This is a genomic window from Saccharopolyspora halophila (assembly GCF_039531955.1).
Lineage (GTDB): Bacteria > Actinomycetota > Actinomycetes > Mycobacteriales > Pseudonocardiaceae > Saccharopolyspora > Saccharopolyspora halophila.
In genome coordinates this window covers 1-18,097 of the sequence record NZ_BAAARA010000010.1, presented here as the reverse complement: position 1 = coordinate 18,097, position 18,097 = coordinate 1, and the positions used below count along the sequence as shown (strand labels likewise).

The 18,097-nt window shown below is 71.1% G+C and carries 20 protein-coding genes; 10 read left to right on the top strand and 10 right to left on the bottom strand.

Going from position 1 to position 18,097, the window contains the following annotated elements; all coding sequences use genetic code 11:
* Positions 1–21 precede the first annotated feature (21 nt).
* Entirely contained in the window at positions 22–543 is a 522-nt protein-coding gene (locus tag ABD289_RS15715; protein WP_344132486.1) for a VOC family protein, read from the bottom strand.
* Between the two features lie 176 nt (positions 544–719).
* Between ABD289_RS15715 and ligD the strand changes: the two genes are divergently transcribed.
* The 3 genes from ligD (at position 720) to ABD289_RS15700 (ending at position 3,825) form a co-directional block, all read left to right on the top strand.
* Complete coding sequence (gene ligD / locus ABD289_RS15710) at positions 720–2,291, top strand: non-homologous end-joining DNA ligase (RefSeq protein ID WP_344132482.1); 1,572 nt, start codon at positions 720–722, stop codon at positions 2,289–2,291.
* A gap of 166 nt (positions 2,292–2,457) precedes the next feature.
* Positions 2,458–2,934: a YbaK/EbsC family protein gene (locus ABD289_RS15705; RefSeq protein WP_344132479.1), complete on the top strand. Its 477-nt coding sequence runs from the start codon at positions 2,458–2,460 to the stop codon at positions 2,932–2,934.
* A 63-nt stretch (positions 2,935–2,997) separates the two neighbouring features.
* Positions 2,998–3,825, top strand: a complete 828-nt coding sequence (locus tag ABD289_RS15700) for a class I SAM-dependent methyltransferase (RefSeq protein WP_344132476.1) — start codon at positions 2,998–3,000, stop codon at positions 3,823–3,825.
* Positions 3,826–3,843: 18 nt separating this feature from the next.
* Here ABD289_RS15700 and ABD289_RS15695 read toward each other — a convergent pair whose 3' ends face one another.
* Positions 3,844–4,230: a cold-shock protein gene (locus ABD289_RS15695; RefSeq protein ID WP_344132473.1), complete on the bottom strand. Its 387-nt coding sequence runs from the start codon at positions 4,228–4,230 to the stop codon at positions 3,844–3,846.
* Positions 4,231–4,352: 122 nt separating this feature from the next.
* Positions 4,353–4,565 carry a hypothetical protein gene (locus tag ABD289_RS15690; protein WP_344132470.1) on the bottom strand — a complete coding sequence of 71 codons (213 nt, stop codon included), beginning with the start codon at positions 4,563–4,565 and terminating at the stop codon, positions 4,353–4,355.
* Between the two features lie 323 nt (positions 4,566–4,888).
* Here ABD289_RS15690 and ABD289_RS15685 point away from each other — a divergent pair, with 323 nt between their 5' ends.
* Positions 4,889–6,031, top strand: coding sequence for an alkaline phosphatase PhoX (locus ABD289_RS15685; protein WP_344132467.1), 1,143 nt, complete (start codon positions 4,889–4,891; stop codon positions 6,029–6,031).
* Positions 6,032–6,067: 36 nt separating this feature from the next.
* Here the strand turns inward: ABD289_RS15685 and ABD289_RS15680 are convergent, their stop codons facing one another.
* Entirely contained in the window at positions 6,068–6,538 is a 471-nt protein-coding gene (locus ABD289_RS15680; protein WP_425564696.1) for a MarR family winged helix-turn-helix transcriptional regulator, read from the bottom strand.
* A gap of 81 nt (positions 6,539–6,619) precedes the next feature.
* Between ABD289_RS15680 and ABD289_RS15675 the strand changes: the two genes are divergently transcribed.
* Both ABD289_RS15675 and ABD289_RS15670 read left to right on the top strand, forming a co-directional pair.
* Positions 6,620–7,015, top strand: a complete 396-nt coding sequence (locus ABD289_RS15675) for a DUF5313 family protein (RefSeq protein ID WP_344132461.1) — start codon at positions 6,620–6,622, stop codon at positions 7,013–7,015.
* Between the two features lie 94 nt (positions 7,016–7,109).
* Complete coding sequence (locus ABD289_RS15670) at positions 7,110–7,694, top strand: helix-turn-helix domain-containing protein (protein WP_344132457.1); 585 nt, start codon at positions 7,110–7,112, stop codon at positions 7,692–7,694.
* Between the two features lie 118 nt (positions 7,695–7,812).
* Here ABD289_RS15670 and ABD289_RS15665 read toward each other — a convergent pair whose 3' ends face one another.
* Both ABD289_RS15665 and ABD289_RS15660 read right to left on the bottom strand, forming a co-directional pair.
* Complete coding sequence (locus tag ABD289_RS15665) at positions 7,813–8,772, bottom strand: threonine ammonia-lyase (RefSeq protein ID WP_344132454.1); 960 nt, start codon at positions 8,770–8,772, stop codon at positions 7,813–7,815.
* Positions 8,773–8,989: 217 nt separating this feature from the next.
* A complete protein-coding gene (locus ABD289_RS15660; protein ID WP_344132451.1) occupies positions 8,990–9,946 on the bottom strand; it encodes a phosphotriesterase family protein in 957 nt (318 codons plus the stop codon).
* 116 nt (positions 9,947–10,062) lie between these two features.
* On the opposite strand from ABD289_RS15660, the gene ABD289_RS15655 reads away from it, so the two are divergent.
* Positions 10,063–10,758, top strand: coding sequence for a gamma-glutamylcyclotransferase (locus tag ABD289_RS15655; protein ID WP_344132448.1), 696 nt, complete (start codon positions 10,063–10,065; stop codon positions 10,756–10,758).
* A gap of 56 nt (positions 10,759–10,814) precedes the next feature.
* Positions 10,815–11,774: an adenosine deaminase gene (locus tag ABD289_RS15650; protein WP_344132444.1), complete on the top strand. Its 960-nt coding sequence runs from the start codon at positions 10,815–10,817 to the stop codon at positions 11,772–11,774.
* Here the strand turns inward: ABD289_RS15650 and ABD289_RS15645 are convergent, their stop codons facing one another.
* The gene (locus ABD289_RS15645) at positions 11,775–12,398 is read right to left on the bottom strand and encodes a class I SAM-dependent methyltransferase (protein ID WP_344132441.1); all 624 of its coding nucleotides are present in this window, start codon (positions 12,396–12,398) and stop codon (positions 11,775–11,777) included. It abuts the gene before it with no gap.
* 39 nt (positions 12,399–12,437) lie between these two features.
* Positions 12,438–13,625 carry a DivIVA domain-containing protein gene (locus ABD289_RS15640; protein ID WP_344132438.1) on the bottom strand — a complete coding sequence of 396 codons (1,188 nt, stop codon included), beginning with the start codon at positions 13,623–13,625 and terminating at the stop codon, positions 12,438–12,440.
* Between the two features lie 339 nt (positions 13,626–13,964).
* On the opposite strand from ABD289_RS15640, the gene ABD289_RS15635 reads away from it, so the two are divergent.
* A complete protein-coding gene (locus ABD289_RS15635) occupies positions 13,965–15,167 on the top strand; it encodes a phosphodiester glycosidase family protein (RefSeq protein ID WP_344132435.1) in 1,203 nt (400 codons plus the stop codon).
* A 244-nt stretch (positions 15,168–15,411) separates the two neighbouring features.
* Here the strand turns inward: ABD289_RS15635 and hisD are convergent, their stop codons facing one another.
* Positions 15,412–16,731: a histidinol dehydrogenase gene (gene hisD / locus ABD289_RS15630; RefSeq protein ID WP_344132432.1), complete on the bottom strand. Its 1,320-nt coding sequence runs from the start codon at positions 16,729–16,731 to the stop codon at positions 15,412–15,414.
* 109 nt (positions 16,732–16,840) lie between these two features.
* Here hisD and ABD289_RS15625 point away from each other — a divergent pair, with 109 nt between their 5' ends.
* Complete coding sequence (locus ABD289_RS15625) at positions 16,841–17,836, top strand: LacI family DNA-binding transcriptional regulator (protein WP_344132429.1); 996 nt, start codon at positions 16,841–16,843, stop codon at positions 17,834–17,836.
* 200 nt (positions 17,837–18,036) lie between these two features.
* On the opposite strand, the gene ABD289_RS25455 is transcribed toward ABD289_RS15625, so the two are convergent.
* Positions 18,037–18,097 (bottom strand): adenosylhomocysteinase (locus ABD289_RS25455; RefSeq protein WP_486374880.1); only part of this gene is annotated, 61 nt, incomplete at its 5' end.

The following is an 18,097-nucleotide window of genomic DNA, read 5'->3' as shown; positions in this document are numbered from 1 at the left end:
CGCGCCGCACGCGGCGGCACGTCACTCCTCGAGCAGGCGGTGCCCCTCGAACACCGCGAGCTCCTCGCGGTAGAACTCCAGTCCCACCCCGTTGGGATCCCGGATGTAGAGGCTGTTGTGCACTCCCCGGTCCGGACCGATGTACTCGATCCCGTTGCCGTCGAGACGCTTGCGGGCGGCCTCGAAGTTCTCCGGAGTCGTCGACAGCGCGATGTGCTGGACCGCACCGATGGTCTCGGAGAACTCCGGGTGCGGGTGACCCGGGAAGTCGAAGAAGCCCAGCAGGTTGCGGTTGCCGACGTCGAAGAAGAAGTGGCTCGATCCCGCGTAGTCCCGGTTCTCCACCAGCTCCACCAGCGGAAATCCCAGGATCTCCTGGTAGAAGCGAATCGTCTGCTCGACATCGGAGCAGATCAGCGCGACGTGGTGAAACCCTCCGACGGTGGGCGACGGACGCTTCGCCCCCGGCAGCAGGTACTGCTCGCGCAGCTTGTCGCGACGCGCCCGGATGGCTTCCAGCTCGGCGCCCTCTGGCTGTGGCATCGGCAAACTCCTTTCGTTTTCAACTAATTCTGCCCTACGGCGGCGCATCCCCGAATCAACCGGCGGCCGGAAATTCTGCGTCGATCATCACGCGTCCCGGCCCGATTCGCCGGTCAGCGCCATGACCTGCACCGGCCCTGCCGGCCGTGCCACGCTGTCGGCACTGGAGGTGGCGCATGCCCGAGACCCACTCCGAGCGGCTGGCCCCGTATCGGCGCAAGCGCGACTTCGACCGCACCGCGGAGCCGCGCGGCACCCGCGAGGCGGACGGGCCCGGCAACCGCTTCGTGGTGCAGCGCCACCGCGCCAGCCGCAAGCACTACGACCTCCGACTCGAGCACGACGGCGTGCTGCTGAGCTGGGCGGTCCCGAAGGGCCCGACGCTCGACCCGGCGGTGCGGCGGATGGCGGTGCGCGTCGAGGACCATCCGCTCGAGTACGCCGATTTCGAAGGCACCATCCCCGCGGGCGAGTACGGCGGCGGGGACGTGATCGTGTGGGACCGCGGCACCTGGACTCCCGGCGAGGACGATCCCGCCGCCGCCCTGGCCGAGGGCACGCTGCACTTCGAACTGCACGGCCGCAAGCTGAGCGGACGGTTCGTGCTCGTGCGGCGGGGCGAGCAGCAGTGGCTGCTGCTGCACAAGAAGGACGAGCACGCCGAGCCCGGCTGGGACCCGGAGCAGCACCCGCTGTCCGTCCGCAGCGGCCGCACCAACGAGGAGGTCGCACCGAATCCCGACGCGCAGTGGCATTCGGAGCTCCCACCCGAACGGGCCGAGGTCCGGCTGCGCTGGCAAGGGCCGAGCGGCGAGGAGCTGGCCGCGCTCGGCGCTCTCGGGAAGAAGGGCACCTGGCGGCTGAGCGGACGAGACCTGGCGCTGACGAACCTGGACAAGGTGCTCTTCGCCGGGCGCGCGGACGAGGAACCGGTGACCAAGCGGGACCTGATCCGCTATCACGCGCTGATCGCCCCGGTGATGCTGCCCTATCTGGTCGATCGGCCGCTGAACTCGCACCGCTTCCCCAACGGCGTGGGCGAGTCCGGCTTCTGGCACAAGGAGTTCCCGAGCCACGCCCCGGACTGGTTGCGCCGCTGGCACCACCCGGACCCGGGCCCCGACAACGCCCAGTCCTACATCGTTCCGGACAGCCCGGAGGCCCTGGCCTGGCTGGCCAACTACGCGGCGCTGGAACTGCACGCGTGGACCTCGAAGATCGACGACATCGACCACCCGACCTGGGCGCTCTTCGACATCGACCCGGGCGAGCACACCAGCTTCGACGACGTGCTGGTGCTGGCCCGGCTGCACCGCAGCGCGCTGGAGCACCTCGGCGTCACGGCACGCCCGAAGGTCACCGGCCAACGCGGCATCCAGATCTGGGTACCCGTCGAACCCCGCTACACCTACGCCGAAACCCGCGCCTGGGTGGAGCAGGTGTCGCGCGCGGTCGGTGACGTCGTGCCGGAGCTGGTGTCGTGGCAGTGGGCGAAAGCGCAGCGCCGCGGACTGGCCAGGCTGGATTACACGCAGAACGTGCAGAGCAAGACCCTGGTCGCGCCCTACAGCGCCCGCCCGCGCCGCGGAGCCCCGGTCTCGGTCCCGCTCGAGTGGGACGAGCTCGACGATCCCGAGCTCGCACCGGACCGCTGGACCATCCGCACCGTGCTGGACCGCATCGCGACCGTCGGCGACCCCTTCACCGCGCTGCGCGGAGTCGAGCAGCAGCTGCCGTCGCCGAGCTGACCCTCCCCGCCGTTCTGCCCGCACCGCGCACCGGGGATTTATTTCACTCCGCACTGAAGCAATAGATGCTATCTAAATTTCGGGAACGGTCGCGCGGCCCGACTGACTCGAAGCCGCCGAACCGCTAGCATCGGCGACGTTCCGCGAACAGAACGAGCGAGGCGCGATGACCACTTCCCCGCCCGAACGAAGCCGACACGTCGCCGCCGTGCTCGGGGCCGCCGGAGTGCGCGGCGCCGTGCGCGAGCTCGCCGATTCCACGCGCACCGCCGCCGACGCCGCCGCCGCGCTCGGTTGCGAGGTGGGCGCCATCGCCAACAGCCTGGTCTTCATCTCCGACGAGGAACCGGTGCTGGTGCTCACCAGCGGCGCCCACCGGGTCGACCAGAAGGCGCTGGCCCGGCGATGGGGGCGCGGCGAACTCGAACGCGCCACCCCGGAGCAGGTGCGCGACGCCACCGGGCAGGTCATCGGCGGCGTCGCGCCGGTGGGCCACCCGCGGCCGCTGCCCACCGTCGTCGACGCGGCCCTCGCCGAGCACCCGCGCGTCTGGGCCGCAGCCGGAACGCCGCGCACGGTCTTCCCCACCACGGCCGAGGAGCTGCGCGAGATCACCGCGGCAACCCTGCTCGCCGTCCGCTGAGCATTGCCCGCGCGCTGTGCCCGGCCGTACCGTCGATCGGCCGACACCGGACGCGGGGGCGAGATGGCCAGCAGCGGAATGGATCTCACCGACGTGCGCGCCACCATGCTCAGGACGCTGCACCTGCGCGCGCTGGACGCGAATTCGCCCGCCCCGGTGCTCGGGGATCGCTACGCCGCCGAGGCGGTCCGGCGCATCGACTACGACTGGGGCCGCCTCGCCAAGCGCGGGCTCGCCAACGACTGCTACGCGGTCGCCCTGCGCGCCAACCGGTTCGACGACCTCGCAGCGGGGTTCCTGCGCCGGCACGCGGACGCCGCGGTGATCGACCTGGGCTGCGGACTGGACAGCCGCGCGTTCCGCCTGGCCCCCGGCTCCGGGGTGCGCTGGTTCGACATCGACCTGCCGGAGGTCGTCGAACTTCGGCGCAGGCTCTACGCCGACGGTGACGGGTATCGGATGCTCGCCGGGTCCGCGACCGATCCGCGCTGGCTGCGCGAGTTACCGTCGGATGGGCCCACGCTCGTCATCATCGAGGGCCTGCTGATGTACCTGTCCCCCGCCGCCAACCGGGAGCTGTTCCGCCGCCTGACGGAGCACCGCACCACCGGCGAGATCGTCTTCGACGGGGTCGCGCCGTGGGTGGCCGCCAAATCCCGGGTGCTCAAGCGTTGCTTCCCCCGGTGGCACCGCGCCCCCGCCTACCTGACCTCGCAGCGGGACTACCCCGGCATCATCGCCGAAACCCCCGGCCTGCGGCAGATCACCGACGTCGGGGTGCTCACCGACACGCACCGAGCTCCGGATCCCTCGGTGCGGCGCTACTACGGGCTGCTCGGCAAGGTCGCCGCGATCGAGAACTGGATGCGGGTGTTCCGCACCGCGTTCTGACGGTCCGCATCGGACCGTTCAGGCGTCGACCCAGCCGTGCCGGACTGCGATCTGGGTGAGCTTCTGCCGCACCTGCAGGATCTGCTCCGCGGTCATGCTCGGCGCCGATGTCAGCAGCGCTTCGGTGATGACCTCGTGGAACTCCTTGGCGGGCAGCACGTCGAAGAGGTCTTCCTCGGGCGCGCCGCCGGCGGTCGCCGTGGAACGCACGATGCTCACGTTGGAGGCCTTCGGGCCGCGGTCGGAGTCCTCCGGGTCGAACTCGACGACCACGCCGGGAGCGATCAGCCGCTTGTCGAAGGTCAAGTCGTTGACGTGGATGAACACGTCCTCACCGCCCGAGTCCGGCGAGACGAAGCCGTACCCGCGCACCTCGTCGAACCGGATTACCTTGCCGGTGACCATCGCCCGCACCCCACATTCGCCCCGAACCCGCGCTCCGCAGCAGGCCCCGCACTCTACCTCCGGCCGTTCGGGCGCGGCCAACCGATCGAAACCGATCGCCGCAACCCGGCAGGACCGGAAGCCTAGTACCGAGGCGTCGGAATGTCGGCCTGGGGACGCTCGCGCTCCTGGGGACCGTGCTCGATGAAGTCGGCGGCGAACTTGATCCCTGCCTGGTAGGCCTCCACCCGCGCCCGCCCGATCTCGGCCTCGATGCTCTCCGGGTGCAGCTCGTCAGCCAGCTGCCGGACCTCGTTCAGCCGGTTGCGGATCTCCTCGTCCATCCTGATTGCCATCCCTTCGGGTCAGCTCCCCTTGAGATCTTCACCGGTTTCCCGGTAACTCGCACGGTCGACAGCAAGGCTAATCCCGCCTGACCGCCGCTCCCGATCAGGTGAAGGGTCTTGTCAAATCGACCTGCGGTTGTTCCCGATCATCCACGAAACCGGCGGTACCGGGCGAGCGGATGTCGCGGGTCGCGCGGGAAACGGGATCAGGTTCGCCGATCGGACAGATGTTGTTCATCGAATTCGCGGTGATCGGGCACGGGCGTTCGCAATACGGTCACCCCGCTCGCCCCCGAACGACGTCGATCCACCTCGAAACCGGGAGGAAACCCGTGGAACGCCGCACTTTCCTGCGCGCCGCCGTGGCCGGCGGCACGGCCGTCGCCTTCGGCTTCAGCGTCACCCGCGAAGCGATCGCCTACCCCGCCGAGGCGGGGCCGAGCCCGTACGGCCCGCTGCTGCCCGCGGACGCGAACGGACTCGAACTGCCCGAGGGCTTCACCAGCCGCGTCATCGCCCGCACCGGTCAGGCCGTAGAGGGCACCCCGCACGTCTGGCACGGCGCACCGGACGGCGGCGCCTGCTTCACCGATGGCGACGGTTGGATCTACGTCTCCAACTCCGAGATGGGCGCCGGAACCGGCGGGGTCAGCGCCGTGCGCTTCGCCGCCGACGGCACGATCACCGACGCCTACCCGATCCTGTCCGGTACGACGGACAACTGCTCGGGCGGCGCGACGCCGTGGAACACCTGGTTGTCCTGCGAGGAGACCGACCGGGGCTTCGTCTTCGAAACCGACCCGTGGGGCGGTGAGGCGATCCGCCGCGACGCGATGGGCAGGCTCAAGCACGAGGCCGCTGCCGCCGACCCGGACCGCCGGGTCGTCTACCTCACCGAGGACGAGCCGGACGGCAACTTCTACCGCTTCGTCCCCGAGACCTGGGAGGCCATGTCGGCGGGGACCTTGCAGGTGCTCACCGAGTCCGACGGCGCCCTGGCCTGGGTGGAGGTGCCCGACCCGACCGCGGCGGTGGTGCGCACCCGGCACCAGGTCGCCGAGGCCAAGACCTTCGACGGCGGCGAGGGCGCCTACTACCGCAACGGCACCTGCTTCTTCACCACCAAGGGCGACAACCGGGTCTGGGCCTACGACGCGGCGGCCAACGCCCTGCAGGTCGTCTACGACGACGATCTCACCGACGACGCCCCGCTGACCGGTGTGGACAACATCACCGGCACTCCCGCGGGTGACCTCTACGTCGCCGAGGACGGCGGCAACATGGAGATCTGCGTGATCACGCCCGAGGACGTGGTGGCTCCGTTCCTGCGGGTCGGCGGGCAGTCCGAGTCCGAGCTCTGCGGCGTGGCCTTCGACCCGGCAGGCGAGCGCCTCTACTTCTCCTCGCAGCGCGGCCCTTCCGGGCGCAGCGAGGACGGGATCACCTACGAGGTCACCGGCCCGTTCCGGCGATGAGCCCGAACCGGCCCGGTCGTGCGGTGGCCGGGCCGGTCACCGCTCGTCGAGCGCCGTGCGCGACGCCGCGATCACCCGGGTCAGACCCGCGTTGAGCTGCTCGAGCTCGGCGAGGTCCATCCCGAGCAGTTCGACCACCCGGTACGGGATCTTCTCCGCCTCCGCCCGCAGCTCGCGCCCCTTGCCGGTGAGGTCGACCTCGAGGCGCCGCTCGTCGCTGCGACTGCGGTCGCGGACCACGTAGCCGATCGCTTCCAGGCGCTTGAGCAGCGGCGAGAGCGTCGCGGCGTCGGCGTGCAGCACCTCGCAGAGGTCCTTGACCGATCGCGGCGCGGTCTCCCACAGGGCCAGCATCACGAGGTACTGCGGGTGCGTCAGGCCCATCGGAGCCAGCAGCGGCCGGTACAGCGCGATCACGTTGCGCGAGGCCACCGACAGCGCGAAGCAGACTTGGCGGTCCAGGGCCAGCGGGTCTTCACCCAGGTCGAGGTCGGTCACGGTCGACATCGTAGCGCAGGTACGCTAATTGTTAGTGCGCTAAGCAATGCCGTCGAGCCGCGCCCTGCCGAGCCAGCTGAGGAGTCGTCCGTGACCGGTAGTCGCCCCAAGCGCCCGGACCCGCTGCGCTGGCTGTGGTACGCGTTCGGCGGCCGCCTCCCCGAGCGGTTCCGCGAATGGGTGCTGCACGACGTCACCTGCCGGACCTGGGCGCTGCGGCACACCGCGCGGAGCCTGGTGCAGATCTCCCCGGGGCTGCTGTTCCTGCTGCTGCCGGGGCCGCTGTGGATCCGGGCCATGTCGATCCTGGGCGGGGTGATCCTGGCGGTGTGGTACTCGCTGTCCTACATGGAGCACACCTGCGAGTACCGCCTCTACAAGCACGGCTATCCGCTGGGAACCGGCAGGGCCACCCGCGAGGCCGCGCACGCCGACGAACGGGCGCGCAGGAGCTCGCGCTACAACGAGATCTACCGCGATCCGTGAGTCCGCGGGCGTTCTCGGCCGGGGCTCCGATCCGATGGCCGGCTCCGCTCGCCCGCAGTGGCAATCCCGGTTGCCGGGGTGGCAAGCTGGCGGCATGGATGACGAGTCCGAGCAGTCGCTCGAAGCCGTCGGTCCGAGGTTGCGCGCACTGCGCAAGCAACGCGCGACGACCCTGACGGAACTGTCCGGCGAGACCGGCATCTCGGTGAGCACGTTGTCCAGATTGGAATCGGGCTCGCGCAAGCCGACCCTGGAACTGCTGCTGCCGCTGGCCAAGGCGCACGGCGTGACCCTGGACGAACTGGTCGACGCGCCGCCGACCGGCGATCCCCGCATCCACCTGCGCCCGGTGCAGCGGCACGGCATGACGATGCTGCCGCTGACGCGTCGCGCGGGCGGCATCCAAGCCTTCAAACTGATCATTCCGGCGAACGCCGAACGCGGCGAACCGGATCCGCAGACGCACGAGGGCTACGAGTGGCTCTACGTGCTCAACGGACGGCTGCGCCTCGTGCTCGGCGAGCACGACCTGCTGCTCTCCCCCGGCGAGGCCGCCGAGTTCGACACCCGGGTTCCGCACTGGTTCGGTTGCGCCGACGCGCAGGCCGTGGAGTTCCTGAGCCTGTTCGGCAAGCAGGGCGAACGAGCCCACCTCCGCGCCAAACCGAAAGAGACCTAGCCCCGCCCACCACCGGGCGCCACCCGAGAGCACTGACAGTTTTGCCTATAACTGCAAGCTCTCGGCGCCCGAAATGTCCGGACAGTTATAGGCAAAACTGTCAGCCCCTGAAGGGAGCTCAGGTCAGGTCGAAGCGCTGCGCCCAGGACTGCACGTCCGCGGGCGTGGTGTTGCCACCGCAGACGACCAGGCCCAGGCGCGCTTGCGGCCCCACCCAGTCGACGACCCGGCGCGCGGCGGGCAGCAGACAACCCGCCGCGGGTTCGGCCCAGACCTTCGCGTGCTCGGCGAGCTCGAGAACTCCGCGCACCGCGTCGGCATCGGAGACGACCTCCACGCCCTCGACCAATGTGGACACGTGCTCGTGCGTGATCGCCGAGACCGCCGGAGCGCTCAGCGTGGACACGATGGACGACAGCTCCACCGGGACCGGTCCCCCGGCCCGCAGCGCCGAGGTCATCGCCTCGGCCCCTTCGGTCTCCACTCCCCACACCCGCACTCCCGGGCGCAGGTGGCGCAGCGCGGCGGCCACGCCGGAGATCAGGCCGCCACCGCCGATCGAGACCAGCACATCGGTGAGTTCGCCCGCGTCGTCGGCGAATTCGAGACCGACCGTGCCCTGACCGGCGATCACGACCTCGTCGTCGAAGGGGTGCACGAGGGTGCTGCCCTCGTCGCGCAACCGCTCGGTGAGCGAGAACGCCTCGGCCATGTCGTCGGCGACGCGCACGGTCGCACCGGCCTCCTCGGCCAAGCGCACCGCCCGCGCGGGCGCGGACCGGGGCATCACCACGGTCGCCTTGACGTCGAGCGCCCCGGCCATCACGGCCAATGCGATGCCGTGGTTGCCACCGCTGACCGCGACGACTCCCGCGGCCCGCTCGTCCGGGCTCAGCGCCCGCAGCTTCGCCACCGCACCACGCGCCTTGAACGAACCCGTGCGCTGCAGCAACTCCAGCTTGGCCGTCACGGCAACGCCCAGCAGACCGGACAGCCCGGGGCTTTCGACCACCGGGGTGCGCACCACCTGGTCCGCGACGCGTCCCGCCGCCGCCTCGATTTCATCGATACCGATCAACAGCTTCCTCCAACCACGCCACCCGAACCCTAGTTTCCGGCCGGCGCGGCTGCGCGAGGAGCACCCATCGGACGGCGGGCGCTCCGCGAAGGGGGCCGTTCAACACGCGGCGGCAGCTGCATATTGAACGGACTCAGCCGCCGCGGGTTCTCGAACATCGCCGGGCGAGGACAGCCGCACCGCCGCGCAAACTCCGAACCGAAACATCCCCTCAGGTTCAGCCGAAGTAGCGGCGGGGGTTGTCCACGAGCATCGTGGTCAGCTGCTGCTCGGTCACACCCGCTTCGCGCAGCGCGGGCAGCACCACGTCGTGGATGTGCGTGTAGTGCCAGTTCGGCGCCGCGTGCTCGAGAACTCCGGGCTGGAACCAGTCGATGTGGCAGGAGGCGTCGTGCGCCAGGACCATCCGCTCGGCCAGGCCCTCCCCTGCGAGCCGGGCGATGGTCGCCACGCGATCATCGGTGGGCAGCAGCACGTCGAGCCCGAAGCGATCCATGCCGATGTAGGAACCGTTGTCGACGAGCTCGCGCAGGTAGTCGGTGTCGGTCGTGTCACCGCTGTGCCCGATCACGACCCGCCCGAGATCCACGCCGCGCTCCCGCAGCACCCGCTGGGCGGTGAGCCCGGTGCCGTGCGCGGGACTGGTGTGCACCGTGATCGGCGCGCCGGTGCGCAGGTGCGCCTCCGCGACCGCGTGCAGCACCCGCTCGACTCCCGGCGTCAGCTCCTCCTCGATCGCGCACTTGAGGAACGCGGCCTTGATCCCGGTGCCCGCGATGCCCTCGGTGATGTCCTTGACGAACATGTCCACCATCGGATCGTCGCCACCGAGCATGGTGCCGGGGCCGTGCATGCGGAAGAAAAACGGCACGGAGTCGTAGGTGTAGAGGCCCGCGGCGGGCACGATGTTGAGATCGACCTGGGCGTTCACCCGAGCGACGCGCTCGATGTCGCGGCCCAGGCCCAGCACGGTCGGATCGACGATGGTGTCCACGCCGCGCTCCTTGAGCTCGGTGAGCCTCCGGACGGCGTCGGCGACGCGCTCCTCCTCGTCCCACAGCTCCGGGTAGTTGCGCCGGATCTCCTCGTTGAGGACGAACACGTGCTCGTGCATCAGCACGGTTCCCAGGCTTTCCACCGGCACCTGCCCGCGCACCGTCTCCACCACTGCCACCAACGACCTCCTCGTCGCACCGGCTCCCCCGCTCGGACCCTAAGCGACCGAACTCGTCGGCAAAACCCGCCAAACCCGTTGCACCGCAAGACCGCGCTGGGCATGCTCGGATCTCGATGTCGAACCCCGCCGACTTCGCCGACGCGGACTACCCGGCCGACCCCTATCCCGGAGCGCGGCCCGGGTACTCCTTCGTCGAGCTCGGCGGTTCCGGCCACCGCGCGCACCCGGCCGCGACCGCGTCCGGGTGGCGCGTCGGGGCGGAGTGCCTCGACGACTGGCTGTCCGCGCACCGCGCCGAGCCGCTGTCGCGGCGAGTCCCGGTGCTGGCCTACGGCTCCAACGCCTGCCCCGGCAAGATCACCTGGTTGCGCGAGGAGCTCGGCCTCACCGGCCCCGCGGTGGTGCTCGCCGCGCGCTGCACGGGCCTGTCCGCGGTCTGGGCCTCCGGTGTCCGCGCCCGCGATGGCCAGCGCCCCGCGGTGCTGGTCTCGGCTCCCGGCGTGGTCGAGAACCACGCGGTGTGGCTCGTCACCCCGGAACAACGCCGCGCGCTCGACGAGTGCGAGGGCCGGGACGTCCGCTACCGCCTCGTCCGGTTGCACGGCCCCGAACGCGTCGAGCTGGAGGGCGGCGGCCTCGCCCGCGATGTCCTCGCCTACGCCGCCAAGGGCGAGATCCGCCGTCCACTCCTGGTCGACGGCGCGTTCGTGGCCTGCTCCGATCTCGATCAGACCGGCGCCCGCGAGCTCGTCGGCGACCCCGCGACCAGCGACGGGCTGACCTACACCGAGATCCGCGGGGAACCCTGATACCGCGATGCGAAACGTCGGCGGGTAGGTTCGAACCGGTGACGAGGGGAGGACCGATGCTGCCGACGGCAGAACTGCACATCCACATCGAAGGCACGCTCGAACCCGAAATGCTGGTCGGGCTGGCCAGGCGCAACGGCGTCGCGCTGCCGACGAGCGACCTCGATGAGCTGCGCGCGAAGTACTCCTTCGCCGATCTGCAGTCGTTCCTCGACCTCTACTACGACAACCTGCCGGTGCTGCGCACCAGCCAGGACTTCTACGACCTCACCAGCGCTTACCTCGATCGGGCCGGGCGAGGTGGGGTGCGCCGGGCGGAGATCTTCTTCGACCCGCAGGTGCACCTGCGCAACGACGTTCCGCTGGCTGCGATCTTCGACGGCATCACCAGCGCCCTGGGCGACTCGGACATCTCGGCCGAGCTGATCCTGTGCTTCGTGCGCGATCTCGGGCCGGACGCCGCGATGGAGACGCTGCGCATGGCGCTGCCCTTCCGCGACCGGTTCATCGGCGTCGGCCTGGACTCGGCCGAGGTCGGGTTCCCACCGGCACCGTTCAAGGACGTCTACGAGCTGGCCGCCGCCGAGGGCCTGCACCGGGTCGCGCACGCGGGCGAGGAGGGAGATCCGGAGTACGTGCGCCAGGCGCTGGACGTGCTCGGAGTCGAGCGCATCGACCACGGAATCCGCGCGATGGAGGACCCCGAGCTGGTGGCGCGGCTGCGCGACGAGCAGGTGCCGCTGACCGTGTGCCCGCTGTCGAACGTGGCGCTGCGCGCGATCGACCGGCTCTCCGAGCACGTGTTGCCGAAGATGCTCGACGAGGGCCTGCTGGCCTGCGTGAACAGCGACGACCCCGCTTACTTCGGCGGCTACCTGGACGACAACTTCGCCGCGTTGCGCAGCGAGCTGGGCATGACCGAGCAGCAGTTCGCCACCCTGGCGCGCAACTCGTTCGACGCGTCGTTCGCGACCGCGGGGCAGAAGGCCGCCTGGAAGACCGAGATCAGCGTCTGATCACTCGGCCTTGCGGGCCGCGAGGCGTTCGATGATGCCGAGCTTGAAGCGCTCCGCCTCGGCGATGTCGAACCCGGCGGATCGCAGCTGAGCCGAGGGACGGCGCAGGAAGTGCTCACCGCCGACCGGAACCGTGATGAGTTCCGCGGCGCGTTGCGCGAGGCGCACCGGCCAGGCCGTGCTCGCCACGTGATCGGCCAGCAGCAGAGTTCCGCCGGGTTTGAGCACCCGGTGCAGCTCCGCGATCGCCCGCTCGGGTTCCGGGATCGCGCACAGCGAGAAGGTGCAGACCGCGGTGTCGAACGAGTCGGCGGCGAGCGGAAGCGCTCGGGCGTCGCCCTCCAGGAGGTTCGCGTCCACCCCGAGGTCGCGCGCGCGGCGCGCGGCGCGCTCGAGCATCTGCCCGCTCCACTCCACCCCGGTCAGCCGCGCCTCGGCGGGATAGGCGGGCAGGTTGAGGCCGGTGCCGATCGCGACCTCCAGCACGCGGCCGTGCGCCCGCGAGCACACCCACTGGCGGCTGTCGCCTGCCAGGAAGCGCTCGAAGTAGGCCATCGCGCGATCGTAGGAGGGCGCCGACCGGTCCCAATAGCGCCGCAGCTTGCTGGTTCGCGCACCGTCCACGGCCGCCACGCTACCGCTCGCGGTCGCGGACGTGCGAGTTCAGCCGCGTCGTCCCGCCGGGTTCTGCTGCCCGGTCCGCAGGTTGCCGCTGATCTGCGCCGGGAACGCCCCGGAGCCGGCCTGACCCGTCCCGGGCGCCTGCTGCGCCGCGGCACCGGCCGCCGGTCGCATGTTCGTCGACGCGGGGCGTTGATCGGCCGCGGGCGGCGGGGGACGTCCGCTCCCCTGACCGCTGCCGTTCTGCCGCGCTGCGCCCGCGGCCGGATCGACCGGCCGCATGTTGCGGGAGGTCAGGTTCTGGATGCTCACCGAGATGACCTTCAGGAAGGCGATCACGCCTTCCTTGTCGTAGCCCGGCATGCCCGGTGCGGGCGGGTTGAACCGGGCACCGAGCACGTCCTTGGAGCTGATCGCGTCCGCGCCGCGCAGCGTCGCCTGCACGCGGTCCATGAACGCGTCGACCTCCCCCTTGTCCAGCGCGGTGCTCGGCGACTTGGCCGGCTCCAGCGCACCGAATCGAGCGGGGTCGCGGACCAGTTCGCTCGCGGAGGCCGCGCCTGCCGCGGGCGGCTGCGCAACCGGGGGCGCCTGCGCCGGACCGGAGGACGTCGCCGGCGCAGCGGGCGCGGGCGGCTGCGCGGGCGCGACAGCAGGTGGCTGCGCCGGCGGCGCGGCGGTGGGCGGCTGCGCGGGCATCGGCCCGCTGTCGGAGGACTGCCGGGGCTGGGCCGAACGGCGTTGCGGCAGCTGTCTGCGCGTGTCCGCCTCGGGCCGCTCCGGCCTGCGCGGTCGCGCGGCGCCCTCCTCAGCGGCGGGCAGTTCCGGAGCGGGTGGCTCCGGCCCGAACTGCTCGGTGCCGTCCGCCGGCGGATCGGCCTGCCGGCGCCGCGGCGCGGCGCTCTCACCCCGGGAGGGCTGCTCGTGGCCGTCGGAGGCCAGGCGGTGCCTGCGCGGTGCTCCGTCCTCGTCGCGCACCTCGAGCTTCATCAGGGTCAGCGCGACCTTGTCGAGGAACCGGTCGACCTGGGACTTCTTGTAGGCGCGGGCGCCCTTCTTGCGCGGGCTGAACTCCGCGGTCAGCACGTCGCGCGCGGTGACCAGCCGCTTGCCGCGCAGCGTTGCCTCGACACGTGCCAGGAACCGGTCGACCTCTGCCTCGTCGTAGCCGCGCTCCTTGCGCCACGCCCCGCTGAAGACGACATTGCGCACGTCATCAGGGGTGAGCATCTTCTAACGGCCTCCAGGACGTCCGCGTCTTTCCCTTCGGACGCCTTGCCCAGCATTTCAACGCCGGACCCCCGACCCGCCCGTTTTGCAAGCCAAGCTTGCCGGACCCGCACCGCCCAGATCAAGCCCGCTGCGCTCTTCGCGGGCCAGGTCACCTGGGACCTTCGCGCCCGCACGCGCTCCGGGCGCGGGTCGGTGCCGGACGGTCATCGCTCCGTCGCCTAGCGTGTTCGCGACGAGCACGAGGCATTGGTCCGGCGAACACCGCGCGTTCACCGCCGGGTGATTGCGTGTGTCCGATCGATCGCGGAATGCCCCCGGCGGAAGGAAATCCCGGTGATGAGCTCCGTCCCGGCTCGACTTCGCGCGTTCACCGCGGCACTGGCCGTGGGTTTCGCGGTCCTCCCGCTGCCCGCGGCCTCGGCGGGCGACGAGGCGGTTCCCATCGCTGCCGGTGTCACCTACCGGCCGTTCGATCTGTCCACTTCGCACGGTCCGGTGCGCGGCCACGTGATCAGCGTCGACCTGTCCGACCCGCACGTCGATCTGGGCCTGCTGCACCCGGGTTCGGTCGCCGCCAAGGACGAGGTAACCGACCTCACCAACGCCCGCGGCGCCGTCGCCGGTGTCAACGGGGACTTCTTCAACATCGCCGAGGAGCACCCGGGAATCCGGCCGACGAGCTCGTCGACCGGACCGGAGATCGCCGAGGGACGAGCCCTGAAGGGCGCTGTGCCGGACGGCCAGCGCTTCGGTCCGGCACTGCCCGCGGGAACGTCCAATGAAGACGTCCTCGCGCTCGGCGCGGACGGCCGCGCCCGCATCGCGCACCTGGATCTCAGCGGGACCGCCGTCGGCCCGCGCGGAACCATCGGTGTCGCCGGGCTCAACCAGTACGCGTTGCCGGTGGGCGGCGTCGGGGCGTTCACCGATGATTGGGGTACCGCATCCCGGGCGCGCGCGGTCTGCGGCACCGATGAGGACAGGTCCGCCCCGTGCAGCGAGCGCACCGAGGAGGTCGTGGTCCACCGCGGCGTGGTCGAGTCCGAGGCCGACCGCCCGGGCACCGGCCCGATCCCGGAGGACTCAGTGGTGCTGGTCGGACGCGAACAGGGCGCGGACGAGCTGGAAACGCTGGACGCGGGCGACCCGGTCTCGGTGCGCACGAAGCTCGTCCCCGCCGAAGCTCCCCAGCTGGAGTTCGCCGTCGGAGCCACCCCGATCCTGCGCGACGGCGCACCGCTGCCCGGCCTCGACGGCGAGCTCGCCCCGCGCACGGCCGCGGGCATCAGCGCCGATGGCAGGCAGGTCCGGCTGGTGGTCGTCGACGGCCGCTCGGAAGCCAGCACCGGCATGAGCCTTCGAGAGGTCGCCGAGCTGCTGACCTCCTTCGGCGCCACCGACGGCGTCAACCTCGACGGCGGCGGCTCGAGCACCATGGCCGTGCGCGCGCCCGGCGACGACCTGGCCACCGTTCGCAACGTCCCCTCGGACGGCGAGCAGCGCCAGGTCGCCAACGGCATCGGCGTCTTCACGCACTAGCCACGGGTTCGCGCTCTCCTTCCCGGGGAGTGACCAGATCGCGGCGACGGGTCTCCGGAGCGGCGGCCATCGACGCGGCCGCGATCAGCGCGCGGCGGCGATCAGGACCGCCGCGCTCCAGGACGCCCCGCCGGACCACATGATCAGGCTGGTCGCCATTAGCGGCGTCACCGAAGGGCCCGGCCGCGAAACCGCCCAGCGGGCGGGCGATGAGCCCGGCCGCGAAGGTGCCGAACGGACGTGATCAGGATCCGGCCGGAACGCCCGGCGCCCAGGGCAGTTCGGCTTCGCCGTACTTCGCCGCGCGGACGTCGCCGGAGCGGGCGTGCCCCTCGAAGAGCTCGACGCGCGCCGCCCGGCCGCAGACCTCGCCGAGGTCGGCGCTGGCCGCCGGGTCGGTGACCTCCTGGTAGGTCACGGTCTTGAGGTACTTGCCGACCCACAGACCACCGGTGTAGCGGGAGGCGCCGCGGGTGGGCAGCACGTGGTTGGTGCCGATCACCTTGTCGCCGTAGGACACGCAGGTGCCCTCGCCGAGGAAGAGGGCGCCGTAGTTGCGCATCTTCTCCAGCGCTTCGCGCGGGTGCTCGGTGAGGATCTGCACGTGCTCGCTGGCGTAGGTGTCGGCCAGCCGGTAGGCCTCGTCGAGGTCGGCGACCACGTGCACCTCGCCGTGGTCGCGCCAGGCCGGTTCCGCGTTGTCCTTGGTGGGCATTCCCGGGAGCAGCGCGTCGACGTGCTCGATCACCGCGCGCCCCAGGCCCTCCGAGGTGGTGATCAGCACCGCGGGCGAGTCCGGCCCGTGCTCGGCCTGGCTGAGCAGGTCCACCGCGACCACGAACGGATCGGCGTGCTCGTCGGCGACCACGAGGATCTCGGTCGGGCCCGCGAACAGGTCGATGCCGATCTCGCCGTAGAGCTGACGCTTGGCCTCGGCGACGAAGGCGTTGCCCGGGCCGGCGAGCATGTCCACCGGCTCGATCGTCTCGGTGCCCAGTGCCATCGAGACCACCGCCTGAACGCCGCCCAGCAGGTAGATCTCGTCGGCTCCCGCCAGGTGCATGGCCGCGACGGTGGCGTCGGGAACCTCGCCGCGGATCGGCGGAGTGCAGCCGACTACGCGGGGCACGCCAGCGGCCTTGGCGGTCAGGATCGTCATGTGCGCCGAGGCCAGCAGCGGGTAGCGCCCGCCGGGGACGTAGGCGCCCGCCGCGGCCACCGGGACGTGCTTGTGCCCGAGCACGACTCCGGGCAACGTCTCCACCTCGATCTCGCGCATCGATTCCAGCTGCTTCTCGGCGAATCCGCGCACCTGCTGCTGGACGAACTCGATGTCGGCGATGACCTGCTCGGGAACGCGCGCCACGATCTCGTCGATCTGCGCGCGCGAGAGCCGGAAGGACTCGGGTTCCCAGTCGTCGAAGCGGGCGGAGTGCTCGCGCACCGCTTCGTCGCCGCGAGTGCGGACGTCCTCGACGATCGCCGCGACCTTCTCCTGCACATCGGGCGATGACGTGGTCGTGGCCGCAGAGCTCGTCGGAGCGGCCTTGAGGGCGAACGCCATGCTGAAACCTCCATCATGTTTACGTACACATAGACGGTAGGCGCGCTACGATGTTTACGTAAACCCACGGATCGCTCTCCCTCGATCCAGAACCCCTTGGAGGTCACCGGTGGTCACCAGCCGGGATGTGGCGCGGCTGGCCGGCGTCTCGCAGATGACGGTCTCGCGAGTCCTGCAGGACAGCGACCGCGTCGCCGCCCAGACCCGCGAGAAGGTGCTGGAGGCGATGCGCGAGGCCGGCTACCGCCCGCACGCCGCGGCCCGGACCATGCGCACTCGACGCACCTCGACGATCGGCGTGGTGGTCGCCGACATCACCAACCCCTTCTACCCGCAGCTGCTGGAAGCGGTTTCGACAGCGCTGAAGTCGGCGGGCCAGCGCATGGTGCTGTGGAACGGCCCGGACGGCGCGGGCGCGCTGGAATCGCTGGACGAGGGAACGGTGGACGGGCTGATCTTCACCACGGTCACCGAGGCCTCCGCGCAGCTGGCCGAGGCGGTGGAGCGCGGCGAGCCGATCGCGCTGCTGCACCGGGGGCTCGACGAGCTGGACTGCGATCAGGTCACCACCGACAACACCGGGGGCGGCCGCGCGGTGGCCGACTACCTGATCGCGGCCGGGCACCGCCGGATCGGCTTCCTGGCGGGGCCGGAACTACCCAGCACGGCGCGCCACCGCGAGCACGGGTTCCGGGACCGCCTGGTCGAACTCGGCCAGGCGCTGGACGAATTCCTCGTGGTCCCGGGCGGTTTCGCCCACGACATGGCGCGCGCCGCCATGCGCGGGCTGCTCGCGCTCGACGACCCGCCGACCGCGGTGTTCTGCGCCAACGACCTCACCGCGCTCGGCGCCGTGGACGGCGCGGTGTCCGCGGGCAAGCGGGTCCCGGACGACGTGTGGGTGGTCGGCTACGATGACATCGCGCTGACCGCCTGGGATTCCTACGACATCACCACGGTCCGCCAGCCCATCGCCGAAATGGCCCGCGCCGCAGTGGATCTGCTGCTCGAACGGGTCGAAGATCGCGGGCTCGCGGCGCGAAAGAGGTGCTTCGCCAGCGAGCTCGTCGTCCGCGGGTCCACCGCGCGCACCCCGGCGGTCTGACACCTCCGCGCGAACGAATTCGCGCCCCCTGCCAGGACGGCACGAGGCAAGCGGCGGCACCCCGGCCCCATTGCCGGGGTGCCTACTACCGCCTACCTTGCACGGGTACCGCGCCGTTTCGCAGCCGGCGCGATCGGCACCGGCCGTGCTCCTCCCCGGGAGTGGTGGGAGGACCGGAGAGGAGCACGGCCGGTCTCAGCTCAGTAGCGGTAGTGCTCGGGCTTGTACGGGCCCTCGACGTCCACACCGATGTACTCGGCC